The organism is Streptomyces sp. NPDC048496 (assembly GCF_043200055.1).
In the GTDB taxonomy this organism is placed as follows: domain Bacteria; phylum Actinomycetota; class Actinomycetes; order Streptomycetales; family Streptomycetaceae; genus Streptomyces.
Genome location: NZ_JBICXB010000008.1, coordinates 111,252 through 134,871, shown reverse-complemented (window position 1 = coordinate 134,871; position 23,620 = coordinate 111,252). Strand labels below are relative to the sequence as shown.

Here is a 23,620-nt window from a genome sequence, read left to right as displayed (position 1 = left end):
TCTCCGCCCGCGCGGCGGACCGGCAGTGGCTGACCGTCCTGGCCGGCACCGCGGACCGGCAGGGCGTCGCCGTCCGTTCGCCGGGGCTGACCGGAGCGGGACGCCCGTGGACGTGGTGTGGGAGCGTCCGGTGCGCGAGGTCGTCTCCACCGACCGGGGATCGAGGTGCGCGCCACCGGCCGCCGCCCGGTCCTGCGGGTCGCGCCGGGTACGGCAGGCGCTAGTGCCCCTCCCGGCAAGCTTTGCCCCGTCGCGTCGTCCAGCACGCCCGCTCGCCGCGTTGGCCAAAAGCCCTGGTAGCTCCTTCCCCAAGCTCTCAACTCCGTTCGAGCAGGGGAGACCCCATCCAAGGACTTCCGGCCGCCTTGCGATCGCACGCACTGGACGACGCTCCTCACGGGGCAAACATTGCCGGTCACGGCACTAGCCTTCGCTGTGCGGTCCTCAGCACCCCCCAGGGCCTTTCCTCCGGATCCTGCCGGGCTCCCTGATCCGGAAAGATCCGAAAGATCGGCGCGACAGGCCCTGGGCCGGCGGGTCCGGACGGCCACTCCTACGTGCGGTACGCACAAACGGCCCACACGCCCAGGGTGACGGGCTTGTGCGGTACACCACAGTCCCGCTTTGTAGAGATCCCATAAAGCGGGACCGCATTCCCCTGGTGGTTCGCCTGCATGAGGCAACGGTTCTGTTCGGCTCCGCCAGGAAACGGGTCAGGAGACTGTACGGAGTCGACGGCAGGATTTTCTTGCCCGGGTTCGTAGGGTCGATACATGACCGTTGTGGACGAAACCCCGGGCGAGCCGAGTGACACCCGTGGCCGGGTGGCCGAACTGCTGGCGCTGCGCGAGCAGGCCCGGCGCGGACCGAGCGACCGGGCGACCGAGGCCCAGCACGCCAAGGGCAAGCTGACGGCGCGCGAGCGCATCGAGCTGCTCCTGGACCCGGATTCGTTCAAGGAGGTCGAGCAGCTGCGCCGACACCGGGCGACCGGGTTCGGCCTGGAGGAGAAGAAGCCGTACACCGACGGTGTCATCACCGGCTGGGGCACGGTCGAGGGCCGCACGGTCTTCGTCTACGCACACGACTTCCGGATCTTCGGCGGCGCGCTGGGCGAGGCCCACGCCACCAAGATCCACAAGATCATGGACATGGCGATCTCGGCGGGCGCCCCGCTGGTCTCGCTGAACGACGGCGCCGGCGCCCGCATCCAGGAGGGCGTCAGCGCGCTCGCCGGATACGGCGGCATCTTCCAGCGCAACACGCGCGCCTCCGGCGTCATCCCGCAGATCTCCGTGATGCTTGGCCCGTGCGCGGGCGGCGCGGCCTACAGCCCCGCCCTCACCGACTTCGTCTTCATGGTCCGCGAGACCTCCCAGATGTTCATCACCGGACCGGACGTCGTGAAGGCGGTCACCGGTGAGGAGATCTCGCAGAACGGCCTCGGCGGCGCCGATGTGCACGCCGAGACCTCGGGCGTCGCGCACTTCGCGTACGACGACGAGGAGACCTGTATCGCCGAGGTGCGGTACCTGCTGTCGATGCTCCCGTCCAACAACCGGGAGAACCCGCCCACCGTGGCGAGCGACGACCCGGCCGACCGGCGCGGCGACGTCCTGCTCGACCTGGTACCTGCCGACGGCAACCGCCCGTACGACATGCACAAGGTCATCGAGGAGCTCGTCGACGACGGCGACTACCTGGAGATCCACGAGCGCTGGGCCCGCAACATCATCTGCGCCCTGGCCCGGCTCGACGGTCAGGTCGTCGGCATCGTGGCCAACCAGCCGCAGTCCCTCGCCGGTGTCCTGGACATCGAGGCGTCGGAGAAGGCGGCCCGTTTCGTCCAGATGTGTGATGCATTCAACATTCCCATCATCACTCTTTTGGACGTACCCGGCTTCCTGCCCGGCGTCGATCAGGAGCACGGTGGAATCATTCGGCACGGTGCGAAGCTGCTCTACGCGTACTGCAACGCCACGGTGCCGAGGATCTCGCTGATCCTGCGCAAGGCGTACGGCGGTGCGTACATCGTGATGGACAGCCAGTCCATCGGTGCGGACCTGACCTACGCCTGGCCCACCAACGAGATCGCCGTGATGGGCGCCGAAGGTGCCGCCAACGTCATCTTCCGTCGGCAGATCGCCGACGCCGAGGACCCGGAGGCCATGCGGATCCGCATGGTCAAGGAATACAAGGCCGAACTGATGCATCCGTACTACGCCGCCGAGCGCGGCCTGGTCGACGACGTCATCGACCCCGCCGAGACCCGCGAGGTACTGATCGCCTCGCTCGCGATGCTCCGGTCCAAGCACGCCGATCTGCCGTCCCGCAAGCACGGGAACCCCCCGCAGTAACCGCGGCTGCCGCACCACCCCGCCACGTACTGCCGAAAAGACGGAGACACATCCATGAGCGCTGTTCCTGCCGATTCCGTGCTGCGCGTCGAGAAGGGTCTTGCCGACCCCGAGGAGCTGGCCGCCATAACCGCGGTCCTGCTCGCCCGCGCCGCAGCCACGTCCGCCGCCCCGGCCCACCGGGGCCGTACCTCCGCGGGCTGGCGCCGTCTGGAGCGCACCCCGGGCTTCCGCGCCCCGCACTCCTGGCAGGGCTGAGACCCTCTGTCCTCGATCGCCGGACGGGCTTGGTACCAAGCCCGTCCGGCGATTCGTTCCGGCCCGTGCGGTGACCGAGGACGCAGCGTGGCCGAAGCCCCGCAACCGCGGAAGGCCCCGCACTCCCGAAGGAGTGCGGGGCCTTCCGCATGGTTGGCGGAGGCTACCGCAGGCGGGCCATCAGCGCATGCTCGACCAGGGTGATGAGCGCGCTCTTGGCATCCGCACGGTGGCGGGCGTCCGTGGTCAGGATCGGGGTGTCGGGGCCGATCTGCAGGGCCTCGCGCACCTCGTCCGGTGTGTACGGCTGGTGTCCGTCGAAGCCGTTGAGGGCGATGACGAAGGGCAGGCCGCTGTTCTCGAAGTAGTCGACGGCCGGGAAGCAGTCGGCGAGACGCCGGGTGTCTACCAGGACGACGGCGCCGATCGCGCCGCGGACCAGGTCGTCCCACATGAACCAGAAGCGGTCCTGACCGGGGGTACCGAAGAGGTACAGGATCAGGTCCTGGTCCAGGGTGATGCGGCCGAAGTCCATGGCCACCGTCGTGGTGGTCTTGTCCCCGGTGTGGGTCAGATCGTCGATGCCCGCGGACGCGGACGTCATCACGGCTTCGGTACGCAGCGGGTTGATCTCCGAAACGGCACCGACGAACGTGGTCTTACCCACGCCGAAGCCCCCTGCCACCACGATCTTCGCGGAGGTAGTGGAGCGGGCTGCTCCGCCGCTAGAGCTTGCGAAGTCCACTGAGCACCCTTTCGAGCAGTGTCACATCTGGCTGACCGCCGGCGGACTCGTCGCCGCCGGGCTGATGGATAGCGACGAGTCCGGCCTCGGCCAGGTCGGCTACGAGGATCCGGGCAACGCCGAGGGGGATCGAGAGAAGCGCCGAGATCTCGGCGACCGACTTGATCTCGAAGCACAGCCGGCAGATCCGCTGGTGCTCGGGCAACTGCCCTTGCAGCCGGGACGGATCGGCTGTGGTACTGACCAACGCCTCAATGGCGAGCTGGTATCGCGGTCGGGTCCGGCCGCCGGTCATGGCGTACGGACGGACCAGCGGGTTGTGCGCATCCGGTGCGGCGGGCTCGGCGGCCCGCCGCGGCTGCACCGGCTGAATCCGGGGCTGCTGGGGCGCGTCCAACCGGTGCGGCCGCTGAGGGTGCTGCGGCTGCTGGGGCCACCCACCGTCCTGGGCCTGCGGCCACCCGCCCCCCTGTGCCTTTCGGGGCGGATACGGCTGCTGAGGCGGCTGATAGGGCTGCTGCGAGCCCTGTCTGCTGGGCGTGGAGGGGAAGTTGTAACGGTTGTCCCCGTGCTCACCCGGTACCTGCTGACCACCGTCGTACTGGTGTCCGCTTGGGGGTGTTGCCACGTTTCCTCCTCCGACTGCCGGTCCTGGTCCCAGTGGGGCCGCGCCACCGCACCTTATGGCGCGGTGGCGCGAAACGCACCGCCTGTCTATTAGTTAAGAAGACTTCCCTGCAGTTCGGCACGGAGATCGGGTGTGAGGACACTGCCCGCACGGTCGACCAGAAGTGCCATTTCGTACCCAACCAGACCGATATCGGCGTCCGGATGTGCAAGAACTGCCAGCGAAGATCCGTCAGAGATGGACATGATGAAGAGGAATCCGCGCTCCATCTCCACAACGGTCTGGTTCACGGCGCCGCCCTCGAAGATCCGCGAGGCGCCCGCGGTCAGCGAGGTCAGACCGGAAGCGACGGCCGCCAGCTGGTCGGCACGGTCGCGCGGGAATCCTTCGGACATGGCCAGCAGGAGTCCGTCGGCGGAGACCACCACCGTGTGCGACACCCCAGGGGTGTTGTCCACGAAGTTGGTGATCAACCAGTTGAGATTCTGCGCCGCCTGGCTCATCGGGCTCACACTAACGCTCCTGGTTGTAGGTAGTACTTGCGTCCGAACCAGCGTTACGTCCCCGCTGAATGCCGCGGCGCAGGTTGCTCAACCTGCCCCGGACGTCCTCAGGGGCGCGGGAGACCTGAGGGCCGCCCTGCTGGGTCTGCTCCGCCGTGCCCTCGACCAGATTGGCCTTGGGCACCCGCCGCGGAAGTCCGGACGGGGTGACCCCGCCCGCCTTCGGCTCCCGGAGCTTCTCGGCCCGCTCCCAGCGCTCGTCGTTCGTCGAGCGCCAGTCGTCGGAGCCGTTCCCGTCCTGCTGCGCGGGCGACGGCCGCTGCGGCAACTCCTGCTGCTGCGGCGGCTGCTGCTCGGCTGAGACGGGCTGGTCGTTTCCGCGGCCGGTGGGCTGCCAGTGCTGCTGACCGCCCCGGCGCGGCAGACCGGCATCGGTCAGCTCGTGGCCGGCGTTCGGGGTGGGACCCGGACGGTCGAAGCCTACGCGCTCCTGCGGCTCCGCGGGAGCGCTGGGGACAGATTCCGGTTCGGCCTGCGGTGTGGGCTCGTACGCGTCCTGGTACGTGCCCTGATCTGCCCACTCTTCCTGGTGTGGCTGGGCCGCGAACTGTTCCTCGTAACCCTGCTGAGCGCTCTCCGGGGTGGCATATGCGGCCTCCGGATAGCCGTCCTGCGGTGCGTAGTCGGAGTGCTCCGAATAGCCGGTGTCGCCGCGGTACGGGTCGTAGGAACTCTCGTACGAGGTCTGCGCGTACTGCTCCTGCCGCTGACCCTGCTGCGGCTCCTGTGCGTACGGGTCCTGCGCGTACGTGGCCTCGGTGTACGAGGCGTCCGCGAACTGCGGGCGCTCACCGGCCGTCTGGGCCTCCAGCGCCGCCCGGCGCTCCTCACGTATCAGCGAGCGGCCCACCGGGTCCAGTTGCGCGGCGTCGGCCGGCTGCTCGTACCGGGAGTCGTCGAAGCCGAGCTCGGCCGCCGTACGCAGCCGGGGCTGCTGCGGCTCCGGCTCGAACGACGACTGCTGCGGGATGATCGAGGAGACGGTGAAGTCGTCCTGAGCGTCCGCGGAGCCGAGGGTCTCGCCCCCGCCGCCGTGGGTGATCGCGTCCGGCAGCATGACCAGCGAGGTGGTTCCGGCCTGTTCGCCCGAGGGGCGCAGCTGGACCCGGATGCCGTGCCGGTCGGCGAGCCGGCCGACCACGAAGAGCCCCATCCGCTGGGAGACCGCGGCGTCCACGGTCGGCGGGTTGGCCAGCTTGTGGTTGATGTCCGCGAAGTCCTCGGCGGTGAGGCCGATGCCCTTGTCGTGGATCTCGATCATCACGCGGCTGTCCGGCAGCCGGGTGGCGGTGACGCGGACCTTGGTCTGGGGCGAGGAGAACGTGGTGGCGTTCTCCAGCAGTTCGGCAAGCAGGTGCACGAGGTCGGTGACGGCCTGACCGTGGATCTCGGTCTCCGTGACACCGGAGAGCTCGATGCGCTCGTACGATTCCACCTCGGAGGAGGCGGCCCGCAGGACGTCGACCAGCGGAACCGGCTGGTTCCAGCGGCGGCCCGGCTCCTCGCCGGCGAGGACGAGGAGGTTCTCGCCGTTGCGGCGCATACGGGTCGCGAGGTGGTCGAGCCGGAAGAGGCTCTCCAGCTGGTCCGGGTCGGCCTCGTTGTTCTCCAGGTCGGTGATGAGGGTCAGCTGGCCCTCGATCAGCGACTGGTTGCGGCGCGACAGGTTGGTGAAGATCGCGTTGACGTTGCCCCGCAGCATGGCCTGCTCGGCCGCGAGCCGCACCGCCTCGCGGTGCACCTGGTCGAAGGCGCGGGCGACCTCGCCGATCTCGTCCCGGCTGGTGATCGGAATCGGCTGGACCCGGGTGTCGACCCGGCCCGGCTCGGTCCGCGACAGCTGGTCGACCAGCATCGGCAGCCGCTGCTCGGCGATCCCGAAGGCGGCGGTACGCAGCTGGCGCATCGAGCGGCTCATCTGGCGGGCCATGAGCCCGGCCAGGAAGAACGCGGCCAGCAGGGCGACCAGCACGATCGCGGCGTTGACGATGGCGTCGGTCCTGGCGCTGGACGAGATGCCCGCGGCCTCGGTCACCGCCTTGTCGACGAGCTCGTCCTCGACCGTGGTGTAACCGTCGAACTTGGCGGTCGCGGCGGCCATCCAGGTCTCGGGCGTGATGCCCTTGGCGGCCAGCTTCTCGCGCGACTTGCCCTGACCGATCTGCTGGGCCATCCCGGCGAAGACCGAGCCGTCGATGCTGGGCGGCGCGACGAACGGCACACCGGCCGCGTCGGCCTGCTCCTTGGCGGTCTTCAGCTTCTTCGCTCCCTCGGCCGCCTTGACGACCATGACCTGCTTCAGCCGCGCGGAGTCGGCCTCCGTACCACCGGAGACGAACTCGCCGAGGGCGATCTGCTCCAGGTAGTTGTACGAGCCGAACGCCTTGACCTGGGCGTCGTACTTGGGGCCCTCCTGGCTCGGGCGTACCAGTAGGTGCATGCCGATGGAGCGCTGAAGCGATTCTGCTGCCTTGGCCAGCTCGATCGCGTAGACCGTACGGCCGTAGCTGGTGATGTTGCCGGTGCCGAGTCCGAGTTCGTTGCAGAACTCCATCAGGGAGTGCTGAACCTTGACGTAGCCCTCTTCCGTCTTCACCGGGTCCATGGCCTCGGCGTAGGCGGCCTTGCGCAGGTCGGGGAGCTTGGGCTCCTCCTGCTTGAACAGCTGGAGACGGCGCTCCAGGCCCTGCGTCTTCGGCATGTTCTGCACGGCGTTGTCGAACTTGGCGGCGGCGGCGTCGGTGGTGGCACGCACCTCGGAGACGACCGAGGCGTCACGCTTGTTCGACAACAGGGACTGCGCGGAGAGGTCACGCTCGTTGAGCAGTGCCTGCCCGTACTCCGAGGCCGCGCGGACGATCAGCGCGGTCTTCTCGGCGTCCTCGGCCTCTTTCCACGTGTCGATCGACCCCTTCACCTGGAAGCCGCCCATGATGAGGCCGACCAGTACAGGGATCAGAAGGATGGCGTTCAGCCGGGTGGGCACCCGCCAGTTGCGGGGGGACAGCCGGCTGGTGCTGCCACCGGCCGGTGCCTGTTCGGACACATCGGCGGGTGACGCCGCGGTGCGCGGCGGCGGGGTGAAATTGTCCCGCTCCGGCTGAACTGCGGAGCCCTTGTTGCTACGCCTCACTCGACCAACAACCTCTCGGCGTCGGCACCTACGCTGTGCCGTTTTTCGTTCAGGGCCGTACTACTCGGGAGTTCGTCGAATTGCAGCACGGGGACCGGCCGCGTTCCAAACACTCGGAATGAGCCATTCCGAGTGGTCCAAGCCTCAGATAAAACGGGCATAAAGAGCGAGCCCCGTCAAAAGGCGGGGCTCATGTGAGCACAGTGATACCGGCCGAACGCATCGGGTGTCGAAGCCCGGGCAATTCTCTGTCGAAACGTTATGAACACGGGGGCGGATCGTGTCACAGGACACAGTCCACCCCCGTGCGAGTACGGCAACTGCCGTATGCCCATACCGACTTGCGGCGAGCTTTCGGCTACTTCAGCCGGGCCATCAGCGCGTGCTCCACGAGCGTGATCAGACCGCTCTTCGCATCGCCGCGGTGGCGGGCATCCGTCGTGATGATCGGGGTGTCGGGGCCGATCTGCAGGGCCTCGCGCACCTCGTCCGGTGTGTACGGCTGGTGTCCGTCGAAGCCGTTGAGGGCGATGACGAAGGGCAGGCCGCTGTTCTCGAAGTAGTCGACGGCCGGGAAGCAGTCGGCGAGACGCCGGGTGTCTACCAGGACGACGGCGCCGATCGCGCCGCGGACCAGGTCGTCCCACATGAACCAGAAGCGGTCCTGACCGGGGGTACCGAAGAGGTACAGGATCAGGTCCTGGTCCAGGGTGATGCGGCCGAAGTCCATGGCCACCGTCGTGGTGGTCTTGCCGCCGGTGTGGGTCAGATCGTCGATGCCCGCGGACGCGGACGTCATCACGGCTTCGGTACGCAGCGGGTTGATCTCCGAAACGGCACCGACGAACGTGGTCTTACCCACGCCGAAACCGCCCGCCACCACGATCTTCGCCGAGGTGGTGGCCCGGGCCGCACCGCCGCTAGAGCTTGCGAAGTCCACTGAGCACCCTTTCGAGCAGTGTCACATCCGGCGCGCCGCCGGTCTCTCCGTTGCCCGGCTGGTGGATGGCCACCATGCCGGCTTCCGCCAGATCCGCGACGAGAATCCGGGCCACACCGAGCGGCATCGACAGCAGCGCCGATACCTCGGCCACCGACTTGACCTCACGGCAGAGGTGGCAGATCCGCTGGTGCTCCGGGAGCAGCGTCGCCAGATGCGCCGGGTCGGCCGTGGTGGAGACCAGGGCTTCTATGGCGAGTTGGTAGCGCGGCCGGGTCCGGCCGCCGGTCATGGCATAGGGACGGACCAGCGGCTGGTCGCCTTCACCCTCGTACGACGCGTGGTGCAGTGCGCCGTACGGATCGGGTGAGGCGGGTGGCGGGGTCATGAATCCTCCGGGCGTGACAGCAAGGGGTCGGCTTGCCGTCTGAAGGGGCCGGTGGGGGGTTGAAACGGCCGGACGGGCGAGGGTTGGAGTGCGGTACCTGGGGCAGTCGTGTCGGTCACCGGTTCATCGCCGCCTAGTGGAGCAGGCTGCCCTGGAGTTCGGCGCGGAGGTCCGGGGTGAGGACCGTTCCCGCGCGGTCGACCAGGAGGGCCATCTCGTACCCGACCAGACCGATGTCGGCGTCCGGATGGGCGAGCACGGCCAGTGACGAGCCGTCCGAGATGGACATCAGGAAGAGGAACCCGCGTTCCATCTCCACCACGGTCTGGCTGACAGCGCCGCCCTCGAAGATCCGGGAGGCGCCCGCGGTCAGCGAGGTGAGCCCGGAGGCGACCGCCGCCAGCTGGTCGGCGCGGTCGCGCGGGAATCCTTCGGACATCGCCAGCAGCAGGCCGTCTGCGGAGACCACCACCGTGTGCGACACCCCAGGGGTGTTGTCCACGAAGTTGGTGATCAACCAGTTCAGATTCTGCGCGGCCTGACTCATCGGGCTCAACTAACGCTCCTGCTGGTGAGTGGGGCCGAGTGGGAAACTGCCGGTCGACGGGTCGTTGTTGGCCTGCCGACCCTGTTGGATACCCCGGCGGAGATTGGTCAGGCGCCCGCGCACATCATCGGGCGCACGCGAAACCTGAGGACCGGACTGGTGGTTCTGCTGCTGGGCAGTGCCCGGCACCAGATTGGCACGCGGCACCCGGCGAGGCAGTCCGGAAGTGGTGATTCCGCCTGCTGCGGGCTTCTTGGCCCGCTCTGCCTGCCGTACGAGTTCGTCGTTCGGCGAGGCACGCCAGGAGCTGGTGGTGCCGGTGTCGCCCGCGCCGCGGCGCGGCATGGGGGGAGCGGGACGCTCAGGGGCGGACTGCTGAGGGGCGCCCGGCGCCTGCGGCTCGGCGGACGGCTGCTGGCCGCCCTGCTGCGGGCCGTGGAACCAGTTCGTCTCCAGCGTGTCGTACAGCGGAGTACGACCGTCCCCGAGACCTGCCGGAGGCAGAGCCTCGGGCTGGGGCTGGGGCGGCAGCACCGGGCGGTACTGCGCCTCGGGGGCGGGAGGGGCGGCCGGACGCGGCGCGCCGAAGTCCTCGGCGTCCAGGCCGCGTTGACGCGGCCCAGGCATCCCCTGGTCCTGGGAGGACTGCGGGACACCGAAGTCCGGGCGGGCGAACTGCGCGGTGCTCGCGGGGTCCTGGTGCTGCGGGGCCGGGGCCGAGAAGTCCGGGCGGGCGAACTCGGCGGTGGAGCCGGGCCCCTGCCAGTCGTCCATCGGCGGGCGCCGGTCCATGGACGGATTCATCGGCCGCTGGAACTGGCTGGTGGACTCGGGCTCCTCGTGACCGCGCGGGGCATCGAGCGGAGAACGCCGCGGGACCGACGGGTCCTCGGTGCCCCAGCTGGTGGTCTGCGGGCGCTGCGGCTGCGGGTTGCCACCGGGCAGCTCGGCACGCGGACCGCCGACGGGCGGCAGCTGACGGCCGGGGTTGCCCGGACCGCCGGGCTGCTGGAAGCCGCCCTGGTCGTCGGGAGCGTTGTACCGGGGCTGCTGCGGGGCCTGTCGGGCGCCCGGACCGTTCTGCTGACCGGGCTGACCGGGCTGACCGGGCTGACCGGGCTGACCGGGCTGGCCCGGCCGGTTGTGAGCGAACAGGTTGACCTGACCCGACTCCGTACGACCGGAATCGCCCTGGTCGCCGATCCGGGCACCGCCGCCGAAGGCGCCGGAGAGCCCGCCGCCCTGACGCGGCGGCTCCTGCCGCGACATGTCCTGAGGGCCGGTGTTCGACAGCCCGTCGTTCTGGAAACCGGCGTTCTGGAAACCGGCGTTCTGGAAACCGGCGTTCTGCTGGCCCTGGTGGTTCGGCTGGCCCTGCTGAGGCTGCTGGTTCGGCTGCTGGCGAGGACCGTTGTCGCGCGCCGGCAGCGCCGCACGCGGACCGGAGCCCGCACCGACCTGCCCGCGCTGTCCACCGGGAGCCGTGCCGAGACCACGCGCCGGGGCGGCCGGAGCACCGCCGGGACCCGGACGGTTGCCGTTGCCCGCGCCGTTGCCGCCGGCGAGCAGACCGCCCGGGGCGGACTGCTGCTGACCCGGCGTCTGCTTCGAAACCGGCTGCTTGCCGCCGTGCGCGACATCGACGGGGAGCATGACCAGTGCGGTCGTGCCACCGGAGTCGGACGGACGCAGCTGGATCCGGATGCCGTGACGCAGGGACAGCCGGCCGACCACGAACAGACCCATGCGGCGGGAGACGGAGACGTCCACCGTGGGCGGCGACGCGAGCCGTTCGTTGATCGCCGCGAGGTCCTCGGGGGAGAGGCCGATGCCGGTGTCGTGGATTTCCACGAGCACCCGGCCGTCGGGCAGCGCGTGACCGGTGACCCGGACCTTCGTCTGCGGCGAGGAGAACGACGTGGCGTTCTCCAGGAGCTCGGCGAGCAGGTGTACGAGGTCGTTGACCACGCGGCCGGCCACCTCGGTGGCGGGCACCGCGGCCAGTTCGATGCGCTCGTACTGCTCCACCTCGGAGGCGGCGGCACGGAGCACGTCGACCAGCGGGACGGGGCGGGTCCACCGACGGCCCGGCTCCTCGCCCGCGAGGACGAGGAGGTTTTCGCCGTTACGGCGCATGCGGGTCGCGAGGTGGTCGAGCTTGAAGAGCGAGGACAGCTGGTCTGGGTCGGCCTCACGCGACTCCAGCTCGGAGATGAGCGAGAGCTGACGCTGGATGAGACCCTGCGAACGCCGCGAGAGGTTGGTGAACATCGCGTTGACGTTGCCCCGCAGGAGGGCCTGTTCGGCGGCGAGGCGGACGGCCTCGCGGTGCACGTCGTCGAAGGCCGAGGCCACCTGGCCGATCTCGTCCCGGGAGTGCACACCGACCGACTCGACCGAGGTGTCGACGTCCTGCGGGTCCGACTCGGAGAGCTGCTTGACGAGTTCGGGCAGCCGGTCCTGGGCGACCCGGGTCGCGGTGTCCTGCAGCCGCCGCAGCGAGCGGATCATGGACCGGGCGACGACGAAGGCACCGACCAGGGAGACACCGAGCACGAGCAGGATGAGCGCACCGCTGATGATGGCTTCGCGCTTCGATGCGTCGCGGAGCTCGCGGGCCTTGCCCTCCATGTCGCTGAGGAGGGTCCCCTCGATTCTCTTCATCTCCTGAATCTTGGTGGAGCTCTGTTCGTACCAGTCCAGGTACGAACGCCGCGGCCCCGTCATGCCGTTGGGGCTCTCGAGCACCTTCGAGGCGTAGTCGTCGGCGGCCTTGATCTCCGGGTTGCCGTTCTTCAGCGACGCCGTCAGCTGCGCGGCGTTCTGACCGCTGGCCGCGTAGGTCGAACCGAACGCCTCCATGGCCTGCCTCTCCTTGCGGAGGGCGGCACGGCCGAACTGCCTGTCGTTCTCGTCGAGGTGCATTTCCTTCAGGGTGCCACCCCCGCCGGGCAGGGCCGCGGCGATGATCGCCCGCTCGACCGACGCGTACTCCTTGGCGGAGGAGAAGGCCGCCAGGGCACGGGTCCGCTTGATCATCTCCGGGTTGCTGGTCGCCTGCGCCATGTCCTGCGAGAGGCTCAGCAGCGAGGTGATCAGCTGGCTGTACTGGTCGACGGTCTGGAGACTCGGGCTGCCCTTCGCGTACGCCGTCTTGCGGATGTCCTTGATCCGGCCGAGCTGGACGGCGATCTGGTTGACGCTCGCATGGATCGACTGCAGGGCGTCGTCGCCCTGGGCGTCGCCGATATCGTTCGTCCCCTGCAGGAAGGCGGTCTTCGCCCGGTCGGTCCTCTTGCGCGGCTCGGTGACCTTGAAGTCGTCGGCCTTCACGCCGTTGGACAGCGGACCCGCCGACCGGTCGCGCTCCTCCTGGAGCGCCTGGGCGAGCGTGGTCGCCTGCTTGGTCATCTCGGTGAGCAGCTGCATGTGGTCCAGCTGCTGCATCTCGTTCATGGAGTCGTTGATGCGCAGACCACCCAGCGTGGTCGCGGCGACTACCGGAAGAGCGAGCAGGGAGACCAGGCGCGTACTGATGCGCCAGTTGCGCAGAGCCACACGCGAACCCGTGCTGACGGGCCCCCGGGGCTGGAGCGGGGCGACCGGGTCGGCTCCGCTGTTCGCCGTGGCACCTGAGCGCGGAGCGCGGTCGCCGTTGTCGCCGGCCGCGGCCGGTCCCGGGTTCTGGGCGTGCTGGGGCGAGGAACCGCGGTCGGTCCCGCCGCGCGGCTCCTGTTCCGCCGCAGCGCTGCCATCCCTCTTGAAACGTCCCTGCACTAGCGTCGCAACCTCTGGACCAGGCGTCCCTCCGCGTGGACGCGCGGGACGGTGTCGGCGTCGTGGGGCGTTGTACCCGCCCCATGGTGGTCGTGAGTGACCGGCGCTCTTCCCCTTCCCGCCGCCACTCGGCGCTGCGTTGCGCCCCCTGCGCGCCGGCCTGAAACCTGCGGCGGTGCGTGGAATTCCAGCACAGTGCCGGATCTCCAACAAGGCCCGCGTACCGGGCTGTGACCTGGGTGACACGTTGTGATGGCCAGGTCACCAACCGTGGAGAGTGTTCATGGTCAAAGCGGGCGATAGGGAGTGAAACAGGTGGGGGCGGGGAGTGTCCCAGTCGAGACGATCGGGAGCGGAATGATTCATTCAGTGGTGCAATGTCCGTTTCTCCGACCTGGATCGACCGCCCGAAATGAGGCAATTGTCGACGCAGTCGTGAGCAAACTCACATCATGATCGCCGTCTCCTCCGGGGATCCGGAGGGAATTGAATGTTTAGCCTGGCGCTTTACAGGGATGGCAAATCCGACAACCGGCGCCCCTCCGGGCGGCGCCCGTACCGACAGGGTCCGAACGGCAGATGAAGACGACGATGATGTTCCGCAACATTGCCAACCCCCGGCGCACCACGCTGGCGCACCTCAAGGACGCCGAAGCGCTGCAGACGCCGGAGCAGCCGGAGCACGCCGTCGACCTGCCGACACAGACGGCCAACCCGCGTCGCACCGTCCTCATGGTGGCCCCGGCGGCAGCAGCCGCCTCGACCGCCGGCTAATGGGCGCGGTTGTCCCCCTCACCCGCGTTAGCCTGGAGCGTCAGTCTTCAGCCAGCCAGCAAGTGAGGGGCGACAGCATCCCGTGCGCATCGCCAGGTTCTCCATCGACGGCAATGTCGCCTTCGGCGCGGTCGAGGGCGACGGCACCGTCGGCTCCGGTGGCCTCGTCCTCGACATCATCAAGGGCATTCCGTACGCCGACTTCGAGCTCTCCGGCACCAAGGTCCCGCTGAGCAAGGTCCGGCTTCTGCCGCCCGTGCTCCCCAACAAGGTCGTGGCCATCGGCCGCAACTACGCGGAGCACGCCGCCGAACTCGGCAACGAGGTCCCGGACGTACCGGTCGCCTTCTTCAAGCCCACCACCTCGGTGATCGGCTCCGGGGACGCCATCGAGTACCCCTCCTTCTCCAACGAAGTGCACTACGAGGCCGAGCTGGCCGTCGTCATCGGCCGTATGTGCCGCGAAGTGCCGCGTGAGCGGGTCAAGGACGTCATCTTCGGTTACACCTGCGCCAACGACGTCACCGCCCGCGATGCCCAGAAGCGTGAGAAGCAGTGGGCCCGGGCCAAGGGCTTCGACACGTCCTGCCCCCTCGGCCCCTGGGTGGAGACCGACCTCGACCCCAGCGACCTCGCCATCCAGGCCACGGTCAACGGCGAGCAACGCCAACTGGGCCGTACGAGCGAAATGATCCGCTCCATCGAGGACCTGGTCGTCCACATCACGGAGGCGATGACGCTGCTCCCGGGCGACGTGATCCTCACCGGCACCCCGGCAGGGGTCGGGCCCCTGCACGTCGGCGACGAGGTCGCCGTCACCATCGAAGGCATCGGCACTCTCACCAACAAGGTGATCAAGCGTGGCTAACACCAACTCCCCCAAGCTCTCGGCTCCGCTCGAGCAGGGGGTACCCCCTCGCGTACGTTTCTGTCCCTCCCCGACCGGCAACCCCCACGTGGGCCTGGTCCGCACAGCCCTGTTCAACTGGGCGTTCGCCCGGCACCACGGCGGCACCCTGGTCTTCCGCATCGAGGACACCGACGCGGCGCGCGACTCAGAGGAGTCGTACAACCAGCTGCTCGACTCGATGCGCTGGCTCGGCTTCGACTGGGACGAGGGTCCCGAGGTCGGCGGCCCGCACGCCCCGTACCGGCAGTCGCAGCGCATGGACATCTACAAGGATGTCGCCGAGAAGCTCCTGGCCGGCGGGTACGCGTACCACTGCTACTGCACCACCGAGGAGCTCGACGCCCGCCGCGACGCCGCCCGCGCCGCCGGCAGGCCGTCCGGCTACGACGGTCACTGCCGCGACCTGAGCGCCGAGCAGACCGCCGCGTACGAGGCCGAGGGCCGGACGTCCATCGTCCGCTTCCGGATGCCCGACGAGGCGCTCACCTTCACGGACCTGGTCCGCGGTGAGCTGACCTTCCAGCCGGAGAACGTGCCGGACTACGGCATCGTCCGGGCCAACGGCGCCCCGCTCTACACGCTCGTCAACCCGGTCGACGACGCGCTGATGGAGATCACCCACGTCCTGCGCGGTGAGGACCTGCTCTCCTCCACCCCGCGCCAGCTCGCGCTCTACAAGGCGCTGATCGAGCTCGGCATCGCCAAGGACACCCCCGCGTTCGGCCACCTCCCGTACGTCATGGGCGAGGGCAACAAGAAGCTGTCCAAGCGCGACCCGCAGGCCTCGCTCAATCTCTACCGTGAGCGCGGCTTCGTCCCCGAGGGGCTGCTCAACTACCTCTCGCTGCTCGGCTGGTCGATCGCCGAGGACCGCGACATCTTCTCCGTCGAGGAGATGGTGGCCGCGTTCGACATCAAGGACGTCAACGCCAACCCGGCGCGCTTCGACCTGAAGAAGTGCGAGCACATCAACGCCGAGCACATCCGCATGCTCGACGTGAAGACCTTCACCGAGGCGTGCGGCCCCTGGCTGAAGGCGCCGTTCGCCCCGTGGGCCCCGGAGGCCTTCGACGCCGCGCAGTTCGAGGCCATCGCCCCGCACGCCCAGACCCGCGTCACCGTCCTCTCGGACATCACGGTCAACGTCGACTTCCTCTTCCTCGACGAGCCGGTCGAGGACGAGGCGTCCTGGAACAAGGCGATGAAGGAGGGCTCCGACGCCCTCCTCACCACGGCCCGCGCCAAGCTGATCGACGCCGAGTGGAACGCCGAGGCCCTGAAGAACGCGATCCTCGCCGCGGGCGAGGAGCACGGCCTGAAGCTCGGCAAGGCCCAGGCCCCGGTCCGCGTCGCCGTCACCGGCCGCACGATCGGTCTGCCGCTCTTCGAGTCCCTGGAGATCCTGGGCCGCGAGAAGACGATCGCCCGGATCGACGCGGCAATGGCGAAGCTGGCCGCGTAAGCGTCTCCCGTACGCCCGATGGGGCGGTCACCGGTACGTACCGGTGACCGCCCCATCTGCATGCCTCGGGCGGTCTCGTCGAGGTCCCGCGCGTAGTGCTCGAGGGCCCCGCCGGTACCGCTGCACATACGCGTCCTGACTGGTCGTGGCGATCAGCCTCAGTAGGATCTGCATGGCCACGCATTGTCACAGGCCAGTCATCGCGGACGGGGTTCAGGGCATTTCCCGGCCCCCTCGCGGGGCGGACGGTAGCGTGGCCGTATGCCGATCCGAGCCGTGCTCTGGGACATCGACGACACGATCTTCGACTACACGTGCGCCGACCGCGTCGGCCTGCAGAAGCATCTGGAGAGCGAGGGCCTGCCCGGCGGATACGGATCCGCCACGCAGGCCCTCGATGCCTGGCGGGCGATCACCGACGTCCACTGGGCGCGCTTCGCCGCCGGGGAGACCGACTTCCAGGGGCAGCGCCGGGACCGGGTCCGTTCGTTCCTCGGGCGGCCGCTCACGGACGCGGAGGCCGACGAGTGGTTTGCCCGGCACCTCGCGCACTACGAGGCCGCCTGGACGCTCTTCCCGGACGCCCTGCGGGTCCTGGATGTGCTGGCCGGCCGCTACCGGCAGGCCGTCCTGTCGAACTCCAGCATCGTCAATCAGGACCGCAAGCTGCGCATCCTCGGGGTGCGGGACCGTTTCGAGGCCGTGGTGTGTGCCGTGGAGCTCGGCATCTCCAAGCCCGAGGCCGGCGCGTTCCATGCCGCCTGTGAGGCGCTCGGGCTGGAGCCGCAGGACGTCGTGTACGTCGGAGATCACCCGGACATCGACGCAGCCGGGGCGGTGGCGGCGGGGCTGAAGGGGGTCTGGCTGGACCGGGGAGGGCGCGGCGGACGGCCTGAACTGGAGCGCATCACCGGTCTCGATCAGCTCCCCGGACTACTGGCGGGCGATACCCGTTTTGGAGCGCCGGACACCTTCGGGTAATGTTCTTTCTGCGCCGCCCGAGCGGGCCGGAAGATCCGGTCGGGAAGCGCACGCCGAACAAAATCCCTTCTGGGGGTTGAGTTTTGGTGGGCTATGGTGTAATTGGCAACACTACGGTTTCTGGTACCGTCATTCTAGGTTCGAGTCCTGGTAGCCCAGCGCAAGATGCAGTACAACACGCCCCCGTTGTGTAGCGGCCTAGCACGCTGCCCTCTCACGGCAGTAGCGCCGGTTCAAATCCGGTCGGGGGTACAGATCCTTCCCGCGAGATCGTCTGGGTCGCACCCACGATTTCGATGCAGGATCGCTAGGGCCCCCGTTGTGTAGCGGCCTAGCACGCTGCCCTCTCACGGCAGTAGCGCCGGTTCGAATCCGGTCGGGGGTACGGGTTTCACCATGGGCTATGGTGTAATTGGCAACACTACGGTTTCTGGTACCGTCATTCTAGGTTCGAGTCCTGGTAGCCCAGCGCAAGATGCAGTACAACACGCCCCCGTTGTGTAGCGGCCTAGCACGCTGCCCTCTCACGGCAGTAGCGCCGGTTCGAATCCGGTCGGGGGTACAACAGAGCAAGAAATTAAGGGCCCTTCACTTCGGTGAGGGGCCCTTGGTCGTGCGCCCGGGCCCGTTGCGCACGGGCCCGTCGGGCTCAGAGTCCGTACCGCCGGCTCGACTCCTCCTCCTGGGCCAGCCGGCGCAGCGACAGCAACAGCGGTTCGTACAGCACGACCGAGGCCACCGCCATCTCCACCTGCTCCGCTCCTGCCGGATAGGACTCCATCATGTCCAGGTCGCGGACCGCGACTTGCTCCATGAGGCGGGCCTGCTCGGTCAAGTACTCGATGTCGCAGGGGTAGCCGAGCCGGATGAGTGTGGCCATCGAGGCGACCAGTGAGCGGTACATGGGGTCCAGGGAACCGAGTTCCTGCACGAACGCCCAGCCGAGCCGGTCGAGAAGCCGGTCGGTCTCCCGGCGCGCTGATTCCGTCTCCGGGGCGCCCTCGTCCGGCTCGGGGCCGTGCGGCAGCGACCAGAGGGCGGCGCCCAGCCGGATCGTACGGCCGAGGGATTCGTCGTCGACATGGGTCAGCACCTCGCGGGCCGTTGCCACCGGGAGGCGGCCCACCTGGATCAGTGCCCGCACCAGACGCAGCCGGCGCAGGTGGCTCTCGTCGTACTCGGCCTGGGTCGCGCTGATGCGTTCACCGGGCGGCAACAGCCCCTCACGCAGGTAGTACTTGATCGTCGCCGTCGAGATACCGCTCTGCTTGCTCAGTTCCGAGAGCCGCATGTTCTGTGCCTTCCCTTGCGCCGCCCCTCGGGCAGTGCCACTATCCAACCATTGGATAGCTTCACTCTCCAATAATGATCAGGGGGGCATGACATGCGTGTGAAGCCGATACCGGGGCGGTCGACCGCAGCAGCCGAGGGGGACGTGGTCGTTCTGCTCATCGGGATGCGCATCAATCACTTCTGGGGCGTCCACCACTGGCTGCCGGCCTTGGTGGCAATGCCGCGCATGCTGCGGGAGTTGAGCCGGGACAAGAGCCGCGGGCTGCTCGGCTACACCCTGCTGTCCGGATCGCCGAGGACGTACTACGTCGTCCAGTACTGGGAGTCCAAGGAGAAGCTCTACGCGTACGCCGCCGCGCCCGACATGTTGCACCGCAAGGCCTGGGCGATGATGAACCGCAAGGAGAAGAAGTCCCGGCAGCACGTGGGGCTGTGGCACGAGACATACATCGCGCCCGAGGGGGCGTACGAATCGATCTACGCCGACATGCCGCCGTACGGGCTGGCTGCGGCGACGGGCGTGGTGCCGATCGAGGAGCGGGGACGCCGGGCGGCGGACCGTCTCGCGCACCGCTCGTCCAGGGAGCGGAAGGGCTGAGGGGGCCGTCACGACGCTGGGACGGCCGGGAAACGATTTCTTGCTGGACCGGGTCCCTGCGCTGGGCTTGTGCGGCAGGCGGGTCCGAGTGCCGTGCCGGCAGGTGATCCGTACGTCAGCCGGTGCGGCGCAGGGCCTCGCTCAGCCGGGCCGCCGAGTCGATGACGGCCTGGGCGTGCATCCGGCCCGGGTGACGGGTCAGCCGCTCGATCGGTCCGGAGACCGAGACCGCGGCGACCACCCGGTTCGACGGCCCGCGTACCGGCGCCGAGACCGAGGCGACGCCCGGCTCCCGCTCACCGATCGACTGGGCCCAGCCCCGGCGGCGCACGCCTGAGAGCGCCGTCGCTGTGAAGCGGGCGCCCTGGAGGCCGCGGTGCAGGCGCTCCGGCTCCTCCCAGGCCATCAGGATCTGGGCCGAGGAACCCGCCTTCATGGTCAGCGTGGAGCCCACCGGCACGGTGTCCCGCAGTCCGGACAGCCGCTCCGCCGCGGCCACGCAGATCCGCATGTCGCCCTGCCGACGGTAGAGCTGCGCGCTCTCGCCGGTGATGTCACGCAGATGTGTGAGCACCGGGCCCGCCGTCGCCAGCAGGCGGTCCTCGCCTGCCGCGGCCGCGAGCTCCGCCAGTCGGGGGCCGAGGATGAATCGGCCCTGCATGTCCCTCGCCACCATCCGGTGGTGTTCCAGTGCCACAGCCAGTCGATGAGCCGTGGGGCGTGCGAGCCCGGTCGCCGCGACCAGCCCGGCGAGGGTGGCCGGGCCGGACTCCAGGGCGCTCAATACCAGAGCCGCCTTGTCGAGAACGCCGACGCCGCTAGAGTTGTCCATACGACGATACTTGCGTCTCACTCTGTGAAACGCAAGTTCAATTTCCGGCGGAAGTTGCGAACCTGTAGGGGCGGCCGCACAACGGCCCGTAGCCACCGCCCCCCACGGGGGTCCGGACGGCGGTGCACCGAAATCTCTAGTTGGGCCGGCGAAGACGCCGGTCGGAGGGAAAGCGATGGGTAGGACACTCGCGGAGAAGGTCTGGGACGACCACGTCGTCCGGCGCGCGGACGGCGAGCCCGATCTTCTCTTCATCGATCTGCACCTGCTGCACGAGGTGACCAGCCCCCAGGCCTTCGACGGCCTCCGGCAGGCCGGACGCCGGGTGCGGCGCGTCGACCTCACCATCGCCACCGAGGATCACAACACCCCGACCCTCGACATCGACAAGCCGATCGCCGACCCGGTCTCCCGCGCCCAGTTGGAGACCCTGCGCAAGAACTGTGCGGAGTTCGGCGTACGGCTGCACCCGCTGGGCGACGTCGAGCAGGGCGTCGTGCACGTGGTCGGCCCGCAGCTGGGTCTGACCCAGCCCGGCACCACGGTCGTCTGCGGGGACTCCCACACCTCCACGCACGGCGCTTTCGGCGCGCTGGCGTTCGGTATCGGCACCAGCCAGGTCGAGCACGTCCTGGCCACGCAGACGCTGCCACTGGCCCGCCCGAAGACCATGGCGATCACCATCGACGGCGAACTGCCCGACGGTGTCACGGCCAAGGACCTGATCCTCGCGATCATCGCGCGGATCGGCACCGGCGGCGGCCAGGGCTACATCCTCGAATATCGCGGCTCCGCCATCGAGAAGCTCTCGATGGAAGCCCGGATGACCATCTGCAACATGTCGATCGAGGCAGGCGCCCGGGCCGGCATGATCGCCCCGGACGAGACCACGTTCGACTACCTGAAGGGCCGCGACCACGCCCCGCAGGGTGAGGGCTGGGACGCCGCCGTCGCGTACTGGAAGACGCTGCGCACGGACGACGACGCGGTCTTCGACGCCGAGGTCGTCATCGACGCCGCCGAACTGGCGCCGTTCGTCACCTGGGGCACCAACCCCGGCCAGGGTGCGCCCCTGTCGACCAACGTCCCCGACCCGGCTTCGTACGAGGACGCCTCGGAGCGGAACGCCGCCGAAAAGGCCCTGGAATACATGGGGTTGACCGCCGGCCAGCCGCTGCGGGAGATCAACGTCGACACCGTCTTCGTAGGCTCCTGCACCAACGGCCGGATCGAGGACCTGCGCAACGCGGCCGCGATCCTGGACGGCCGCAAAGTCGCCGACGGCGTACGGATGCTGATCGTCCCGGGCTCGGTCCGGGTCGCCCTGCAGGCCGTCGAGGAGGGCCTGGACAAGGTCTTCACCGCGGCCGGCGCGGAATGGCGGCACGCGGGCTGCTCGATGTGTCTCGGCATGAACCCCGACCAGCTGGCCCCCGGCGAGCGCTCCGCGTCGACCTCGAACCGTAACTTCGAGGGCCGGCAGGGCAAGGGCGGCCGTACCCACCTGGTCTCCCCGCAGGTCGCCGCCGCCACCGCCGTGCTGGGCCGTCTGGCCTCGCCGGCCGACCTGTCCGACGCCCTTACGTCCGCCGGAGTCTGAGAACCATGGAAGCTTTCACCGCACACACCGGCCGGGCCGTCCCGCTGCGTCGCAGCAACGTCGACACCGACCAGATCATCCCCGCCCACTGGCTGAAGAAGGTCACCCGCGACGGCTTCGAGGACGGGCTCTTCGAGGCGTGGCGCAAGGACCCCGAGTTCGTCCTCAACCGGCCCGAGCGGGACGGTGCAACGGTCCTGGTGGCCGGTCCCGACTTCGGTACCGGATCCTCCCGCGAACACGCTGTCTGGGCCCTGCAGAACTACGGCTTCAAGGCCGTCATCTCCTCCCGGTTCGCCGACATCTTCCGTGGCAACTCGCTGAAGAACGGGCTGCTGACCGTGGTCCTCGACCAGAAGGTCGTCGACGCACTGTGGGAGCTGACCGAGGCCGACCCGGCCGCCGAGGTCACCGTCGACCTGGAGGCACGCCAAGTCCGGGCCGATGGCATCACCGCCGACTTCGAGCTCGACGAGAACGCCCGCTGGCGACTGCTGAACGGGCTGGACGACATCAGCCTCACCCTTCAGAACGAAGCGGACATCGCGACTTATGAGGTGGCAAGGCCGACCTTCAAGCCGCGTACAATTAACGCCTGAGCAGCGCGTTTCCAGTACTGCGCCCCCTGCCTTCTGGTAGGGGGCGCAGTCGCTTGTTGGGACCCCATCGGGCGACAACTCGCCCCAGATGGCACAATCGGTGCATGGAAAGCGACAGCCAACTCAAGCTTTACGGCCAAGTCGCCGACCGATTGAAGGAAGCGCACACAAGAGTGCGCGCACTGCAAGTCCCGGAGGGCGTACGGATGGCGCTGTCCCGGAAGCTGTTGGTCATCACGGCCGCGGCGAAGCACGATCTCCCGGATGCGGCAAGGCGTCTGGAGCGGTTGATGAAGGACCTCGATGAGGGCCGATTCCCCGAAGGTGACTGACCTCTGCGGAACTGCGCAGCGGTCGACTTCGTTGCGGCACTAGGGTGATTAGCCCGTTTCGTGTTTGATTTGCGGTATATATCTGCCTAACGTGCGAAAACGCTTGAACACTTACGTTCTGGCAATGTCTCCGAAGGGGAAGACGTGAACAAGGCACAGCTCGTAGAAGCGATTGCCGACAAGGTCGGCGGCCGCCAGCAGGCCGCGGACGCTGTTGACGCGGTACTCGACGCGATCGTCCGTGCAGTTGTCGCGGGGGACCGGGTTTCGGTCACCGGTTTCGGCTCGTTCGAGAAGGTCGACCGCCCGGCCCGCTACGCCCGCAACCCGCAGACGGGTGAGCGCGTGCGGGTCAAGAAGACCTCGGTGCCCCGCTTCCGCGCGGGACAGGGCTTCAAGGACCTGGTGAGCGGCTCGAAGAAGCTCCCCAAGCACGATGTGGCCGTGAAGAAGGCGCCCAAGGGCAGCCTCTCGGGCGGTGTTTCCGCCCGTGCGACCACCAAGGCCGCGGCCAAGAAGGCCGCCGCCAAGAAGGTCGCGGCGAAGAAGGTCACCGCCAAGAAGACCGTGACGGCGGCGAAGGCCGCCGCGGCCAAGAAGGTCACCGCGAAGAAGACCACCGCGGCGGCCAAGAAGACCACGGCGGCTGCGAAGACCACCGCGGCGGCGAAGAAGACGACGGCTGCCAAGAAGGCCGTCGCCGCCAAGACCGCGCCCGCCAAGAAGGTCACGGCGAAGAAGGCGCCCGCGAAGAAGGCCACGGCGCGCAAGACCACGGCCAAGAAGGCCGTCGCACGGAAGAAGTGACACCGAGCAGCGCAGGGCTACTCACACGCGCCGGGCCGGGCTCCCCTCGGGGAGCCCGGCCCGCGGGCTGTCCGGGGTGTGCTCAGCGGCCCCGTG

The 23,620-nt window shown here is 68.8% G+C and carries 21 protein-coding genes and 5 tRNA genes; 16 read left to right on the top strand and 10 right to left on the bottom strand.

All coding sequences use genetic code 11. The features are described from left to right. Positions 1–773 precede the first annotated feature (773 nt). The gene (locus ACGFSA_RS11730; protein WP_393303035.1) at positions 774–2,357 is read left to right on the top strand and encodes an acyl-CoA carboxylase subunit beta; all 1,584 of its coding nucleotides are present in this window, start codon (positions 774–776) and stop codon (positions 2,355–2,357) included. Between the two features lie 54 nt (positions 2,358–2,411). Continuing rightward, the gene (locus tag ACGFSA_RS11725) at positions 2,412–2,615 is read left to right on the top strand and encodes an acyl-CoA carboxylase subunit epsilon (RefSeq protein ID WP_393303033.1); all 204 of its coding nucleotides are present in this window, start codon (positions 2,412–2,414) and stop codon (positions 2,613–2,615) included. Positions 2,616–2,778: 163 nt separating this feature from the next. On the opposite strand, the gene ACGFSA_RS11720 is transcribed toward ACGFSA_RS11725, so the two are convergent. From ACGFSA_RS11720 to ACGFSA_RS11685, 8 genes are all read right to left on the bottom strand, one after another. Continuing rightward, complete coding sequence (locus tag ACGFSA_RS11720) at positions 2,779–3,360, bottom strand: ATP/GTP-binding protein (protein WP_014048542.1); 582 nt, start codon at positions 3,358–3,360, stop codon at positions 2,779–2,781. After that, the gene (locus tag ACGFSA_RS11715) at positions 3,341–3,988 is read right to left on the bottom strand and encodes a DUF742 domain-containing protein (protein ID WP_393303031.1); all 648 of its coding nucleotides are present in this window, start codon (positions 3,986–3,988) and stop codon (positions 3,341–3,343) included. Before ACGFSA_RS11715 ends, ACGFSA_RS11720 begins: the two co-directional genes overlap by 20 nt. A gap of 89 nt (positions 3,989–4,077) precedes the next feature. Next, entirely contained in the window at positions 4,078–4,491 is a 414-nt protein-coding gene (locus tag ACGFSA_RS11710; RefSeq protein ID WP_006127847.1) for a roadblock/LC7 domain-containing protein, read from the bottom strand. 10 nt (positions 4,492–4,501) lie between these two features. Beyond that, complete coding sequence (locus tag ACGFSA_RS11705; RefSeq protein ID WP_393303028.1) at positions 4,502–7,684, bottom strand: nitrate- and nitrite sensing domain-containing protein; 3,183 nt, start codon at positions 7,682–7,684, stop codon at positions 4,502–4,504. 358 nt (positions 7,685–8,042) lie between these two features. Next, on the bottom strand, positions 8,043–8,624 hold the full coding sequence (locus tag ACGFSA_RS11700; RefSeq protein ID WP_073738725.1) for an ATP/GTP-binding protein: 582 nt from the start codon (positions 8,622–8,624) through the stop codon (positions 8,043–8,045). Next, entirely contained in the window at positions 8,605–9,012 is a 408-nt protein-coding gene (locus ACGFSA_RS11695) for a DUF742 domain-containing protein (protein ID WP_393303026.1), read from the bottom strand. Before ACGFSA_RS11695 ends, ACGFSA_RS11700 begins: the two co-directional genes overlap by 20 nt. 133 nt (positions 9,013–9,145) lie before the next feature. Beyond that, complete coding sequence (locus tag ACGFSA_RS11690) at positions 9,146–9,559, bottom strand: roadblock/LC7 domain-containing protein (RefSeq protein WP_006127850.1); 414 nt, start codon at positions 9,557–9,559, stop codon at positions 9,146–9,148. A gap of 9 nt (positions 9,560–9,568) precedes the next feature. After that, on the bottom strand, positions 9,569–13,336 hold the full coding sequence (locus ACGFSA_RS11685; protein ID WP_393303024.1) for a nitrate- and nitrite sensing domain-containing protein: 3,768 nt from the start codon (positions 13,334–13,336) through the stop codon (positions 9,569–9,571). Between the two features lie 579 nt (positions 13,337–13,915). On the opposite strand from ACGFSA_RS11685, the gene ACGFSA_RS11680 reads away from it, so the two are divergent. From ACGFSA_RS11680 to ACGFSA_RS11640, 9 genes are all read left to right on the top strand, one after another. Further along, a complete protein-coding gene (locus tag ACGFSA_RS11680; RefSeq protein WP_327244164.1) occupies positions 13,916–14,110 on the top strand; it encodes a hypothetical protein in 195 nt (64 codons plus the stop codon). A gap of 82 nt (positions 14,111–14,192) precedes the next feature. After that, positions 14,193–14,978: a fumarylacetoacetate hydrolase family protein gene (locus tag ACGFSA_RS11675; protein WP_393303022.1), complete on the top strand. Its 786-nt coding sequence runs from the start codon at positions 14,193–14,195 to the stop codon at positions 14,976–14,978. Beyond that, entirely contained in the window at positions 14,971–16,482 is a 1,512-nt protein-coding gene (gene gltX, locus ACGFSA_RS11670; RefSeq protein WP_393303020.1) for a glutamate--tRNA ligase, read from the top strand. The genes ACGFSA_RS11675 and gltX overlap by 8 nt, the downstream gene beginning before the upstream one ends. Positions 16,483–16,743: 261 nt before the next feature. Continuing rightward, positions 16,744–17,463 carry an HAD family hydrolase gene (locus ACGFSA_RS11665; RefSeq protein WP_393303018.1) on the top strand — a complete coding sequence of 240 codons (720 nt, stop codon included), beginning with the start codon at positions 16,744–16,746 and terminating at the stop codon, positions 17,461–17,463. An 87-nt stretch (positions 17,464–17,550) separates the two neighbouring features. Beyond that, positions 17,551–17,622, top strand: a tRNA-Gln gene (locus ACGFSA_RS11660). A 20-nt stretch (positions 17,623–17,642) separates the two neighbouring features. Further along, positions 17,643–17,715 (top strand) — tRNA-Glu (locus ACGFSA_RS11655). A 60-nt stretch (positions 17,716–17,775) separates the two neighbouring features. After that, positions 17,776–17,848: transfer RNA gene (locus ACGFSA_RS11650), tRNA-Glu, on the top strand. Between the two features lie 12 nt (positions 17,849–17,860). Next, positions 17,861–17,932 (top strand) — tRNA-Gln (locus tag ACGFSA_RS11645). Positions 17,933–17,952: 20 nt separating this feature from the next. Beyond that, positions 17,953–18,025, top strand: a tRNA-Glu gene (locus tag ACGFSA_RS11640). A gap of 87 nt (positions 18,026–18,112) precedes the next feature. Here the strand turns inward: ACGFSA_RS11640 and ACGFSA_RS11635 are convergent. Next, on the bottom strand, positions 18,113–18,754 hold the full coding sequence (locus ACGFSA_RS11635) for a MerR family transcriptional regulator (protein WP_393303016.1): 642 nt from the start codon (positions 18,752–18,754) through the stop codon (positions 18,113–18,115). 93 nt (positions 18,755–18,847) lie between these two features. On the opposite strand from ACGFSA_RS11635, the gene ACGFSA_RS11630 reads away from it, so the two are divergent. Beyond that, entirely contained in the window at positions 18,848–19,354 is a 507-nt protein-coding gene (locus ACGFSA_RS11630; protein WP_393303014.1) for a DUF4188 domain-containing protein, read from the top strand. Positions 19,355–19,469: 115 nt separating this feature from the next. Here the strand turns inward: ACGFSA_RS11630 and ndgR are convergent, their stop codons facing one another. Then, positions 19,470–20,186 (bottom strand): IclR family transcriptional regulator NdgR, encoded by a 717-nt coding sequence (gene ndgR, locus ACGFSA_RS11625; RefSeq protein ID WP_014048551.1) that lies wholly within the window; start codon positions 20,184–20,186, stop codon positions 19,470–19,472. 175 nt (positions 20,187–20,361) lie between these two features. On the opposite strand from ndgR, the gene leuC reads away from it, so the two are divergent. The 4 genes from leuC to ACGFSA_RS11605 all read left to right on the top strand — a co-directional run bounded on the left by leuC (position 20,362) and on the right by ACGFSA_RS11605 (position 23,524). Then, complete coding sequence (leuC, locus tag ACGFSA_RS11620; RefSeq protein WP_393303012.1) at positions 20,362–21,786, top strand: 3-isopropylmalate dehydratase large subunit; 1,425 nt, start codon at positions 20,362–20,364, stop codon at positions 21,784–21,786. A 5-nt stretch (positions 21,787–21,791) separates the two neighbouring features. Beyond that, positions 21,792–22,385, top strand: coding sequence for a 3-isopropylmalate dehydratase small subunit (gene leuD / locus ACGFSA_RS11615; RefSeq protein WP_393303010.1), 594 nt, complete (start codon positions 21,792–21,794; stop codon positions 22,383–22,385). A 104-nt stretch (positions 22,386–22,489) separates the two neighbouring features. Continuing rightward, positions 22,490–22,717: a hypothetical protein gene (locus ACGFSA_RS11610; RefSeq protein ID WP_393303008.1), complete on the top strand. Its 228-nt coding sequence runs from the start codon at positions 22,490–22,492 to the stop codon at positions 22,715–22,717. 144 nt (positions 22,718–22,861) lie between these two features. Further along, positions 22,862–23,524, top strand: coding sequence for an HU family DNA-binding protein (locus ACGFSA_RS11605; RefSeq protein ID WP_393303006.1), 663 nt, complete (start codon positions 22,862–22,864; stop codon positions 23,522–23,524). The last annotated feature ends 96 nt before the right edge of the window (positions 23,525–23,620 follow it).

What these genes read in the sequence shown, in the direction of transcription:
- ACGFSA_RS11730 (WP_393303035.1), top strand. Translation starts at nt 774, where the DNA reads ATGACCGTTGTGGACGAAACCCCGGGCGAGCCGAGTGACACCCGTGGC.
- ACGFSA_RS11725 (WP_393303033.1), top strand. Translation starts at nt 2,412, where the DNA reads ATGAGCGCTGTTCCTGCCGATTCCGTGCTGCGCGTCGAGAAGGGTCTT.
- ACGFSA_RS11710 (WP_006127847.1), bottom strand. Translation starts at nt 4,491, where the DNA reads ATGAGCCAGGCGGCGCAGAATCTCAACTGGTTGATCACCAACTTCGTG.
- ACGFSA_RS11695 (WP_393303026.1), bottom strand. Translation starts at nt 9,012, where the DNA reads ATGACCCCGCCACCCGCCTCACCCGATCCGTACGGCGCACTGCACCAC.
- ACGFSA_RS11690 (WP_006127850.1), bottom strand. Translation starts at nt 9,559, where the DNA reads ATGAGTCAGGCCGCGCAGAATCTGAACTGGTTGATCACCAACTTCGTG.
- ACGFSA_RS11680 (WP_327244164.1), top strand. Translation starts at nt 13,916, where the DNA reads ATGAAGACGACGATGATGTTCCGCAACATTGCCAACCCCCGGCGCACC.
- ACGFSA_RS11665 (WP_393303018.1), top strand. Translation starts at nt 16,744, where the DNA reads ATGCCGATCCGAGCCGTGCTCTGGGACATCGACGACACGATCTTCGAC.
- ACGFSA_RS11635 (WP_393303016.1), bottom strand. Translation starts at nt 18,754, where the DNA reads ATGCGGCTCTCGGAACTGAGCAAGCAGAGCGGTATCTCGACGGCGACG.
- ACGFSA_RS11630 (WP_393303014.1), top strand. Translation starts at nt 18,848, where the DNA reads ATGCGTGTGAAGCCGATACCGGGGCGGTCGACCGCAGCAGCCGAGGGG.
- ndgR (WP_014048551.1), bottom strand. Translation starts at nt 20,186, where the DNA reads ATGGACAACTCTAGCGGCGTCGGCGTTCTCGACAAGGCGGCTCTGGTA.
- leuC (WP_393303012.1), top strand. Translation starts at nt 20,362, where the DNA reads ATGGGTAGGACACTCGCGGAGAAGGTCTGGGACGACCACGTCGTCCGG.
- leuD (WP_393303010.1), top strand. Translation starts at nt 21,792, where the DNA reads ATGGAAGCTTTCACCGCACACACCGGCCGGGCCGTCCCGCTGCGTCGC.
- ACGFSA_RS11610 (WP_393303008.1), top strand. Translation starts at nt 22,490, where the DNA reads ATGGAAAGCGACAGCCAACTCAAGCTTTACGGCCAAGTCGCCGACCGA.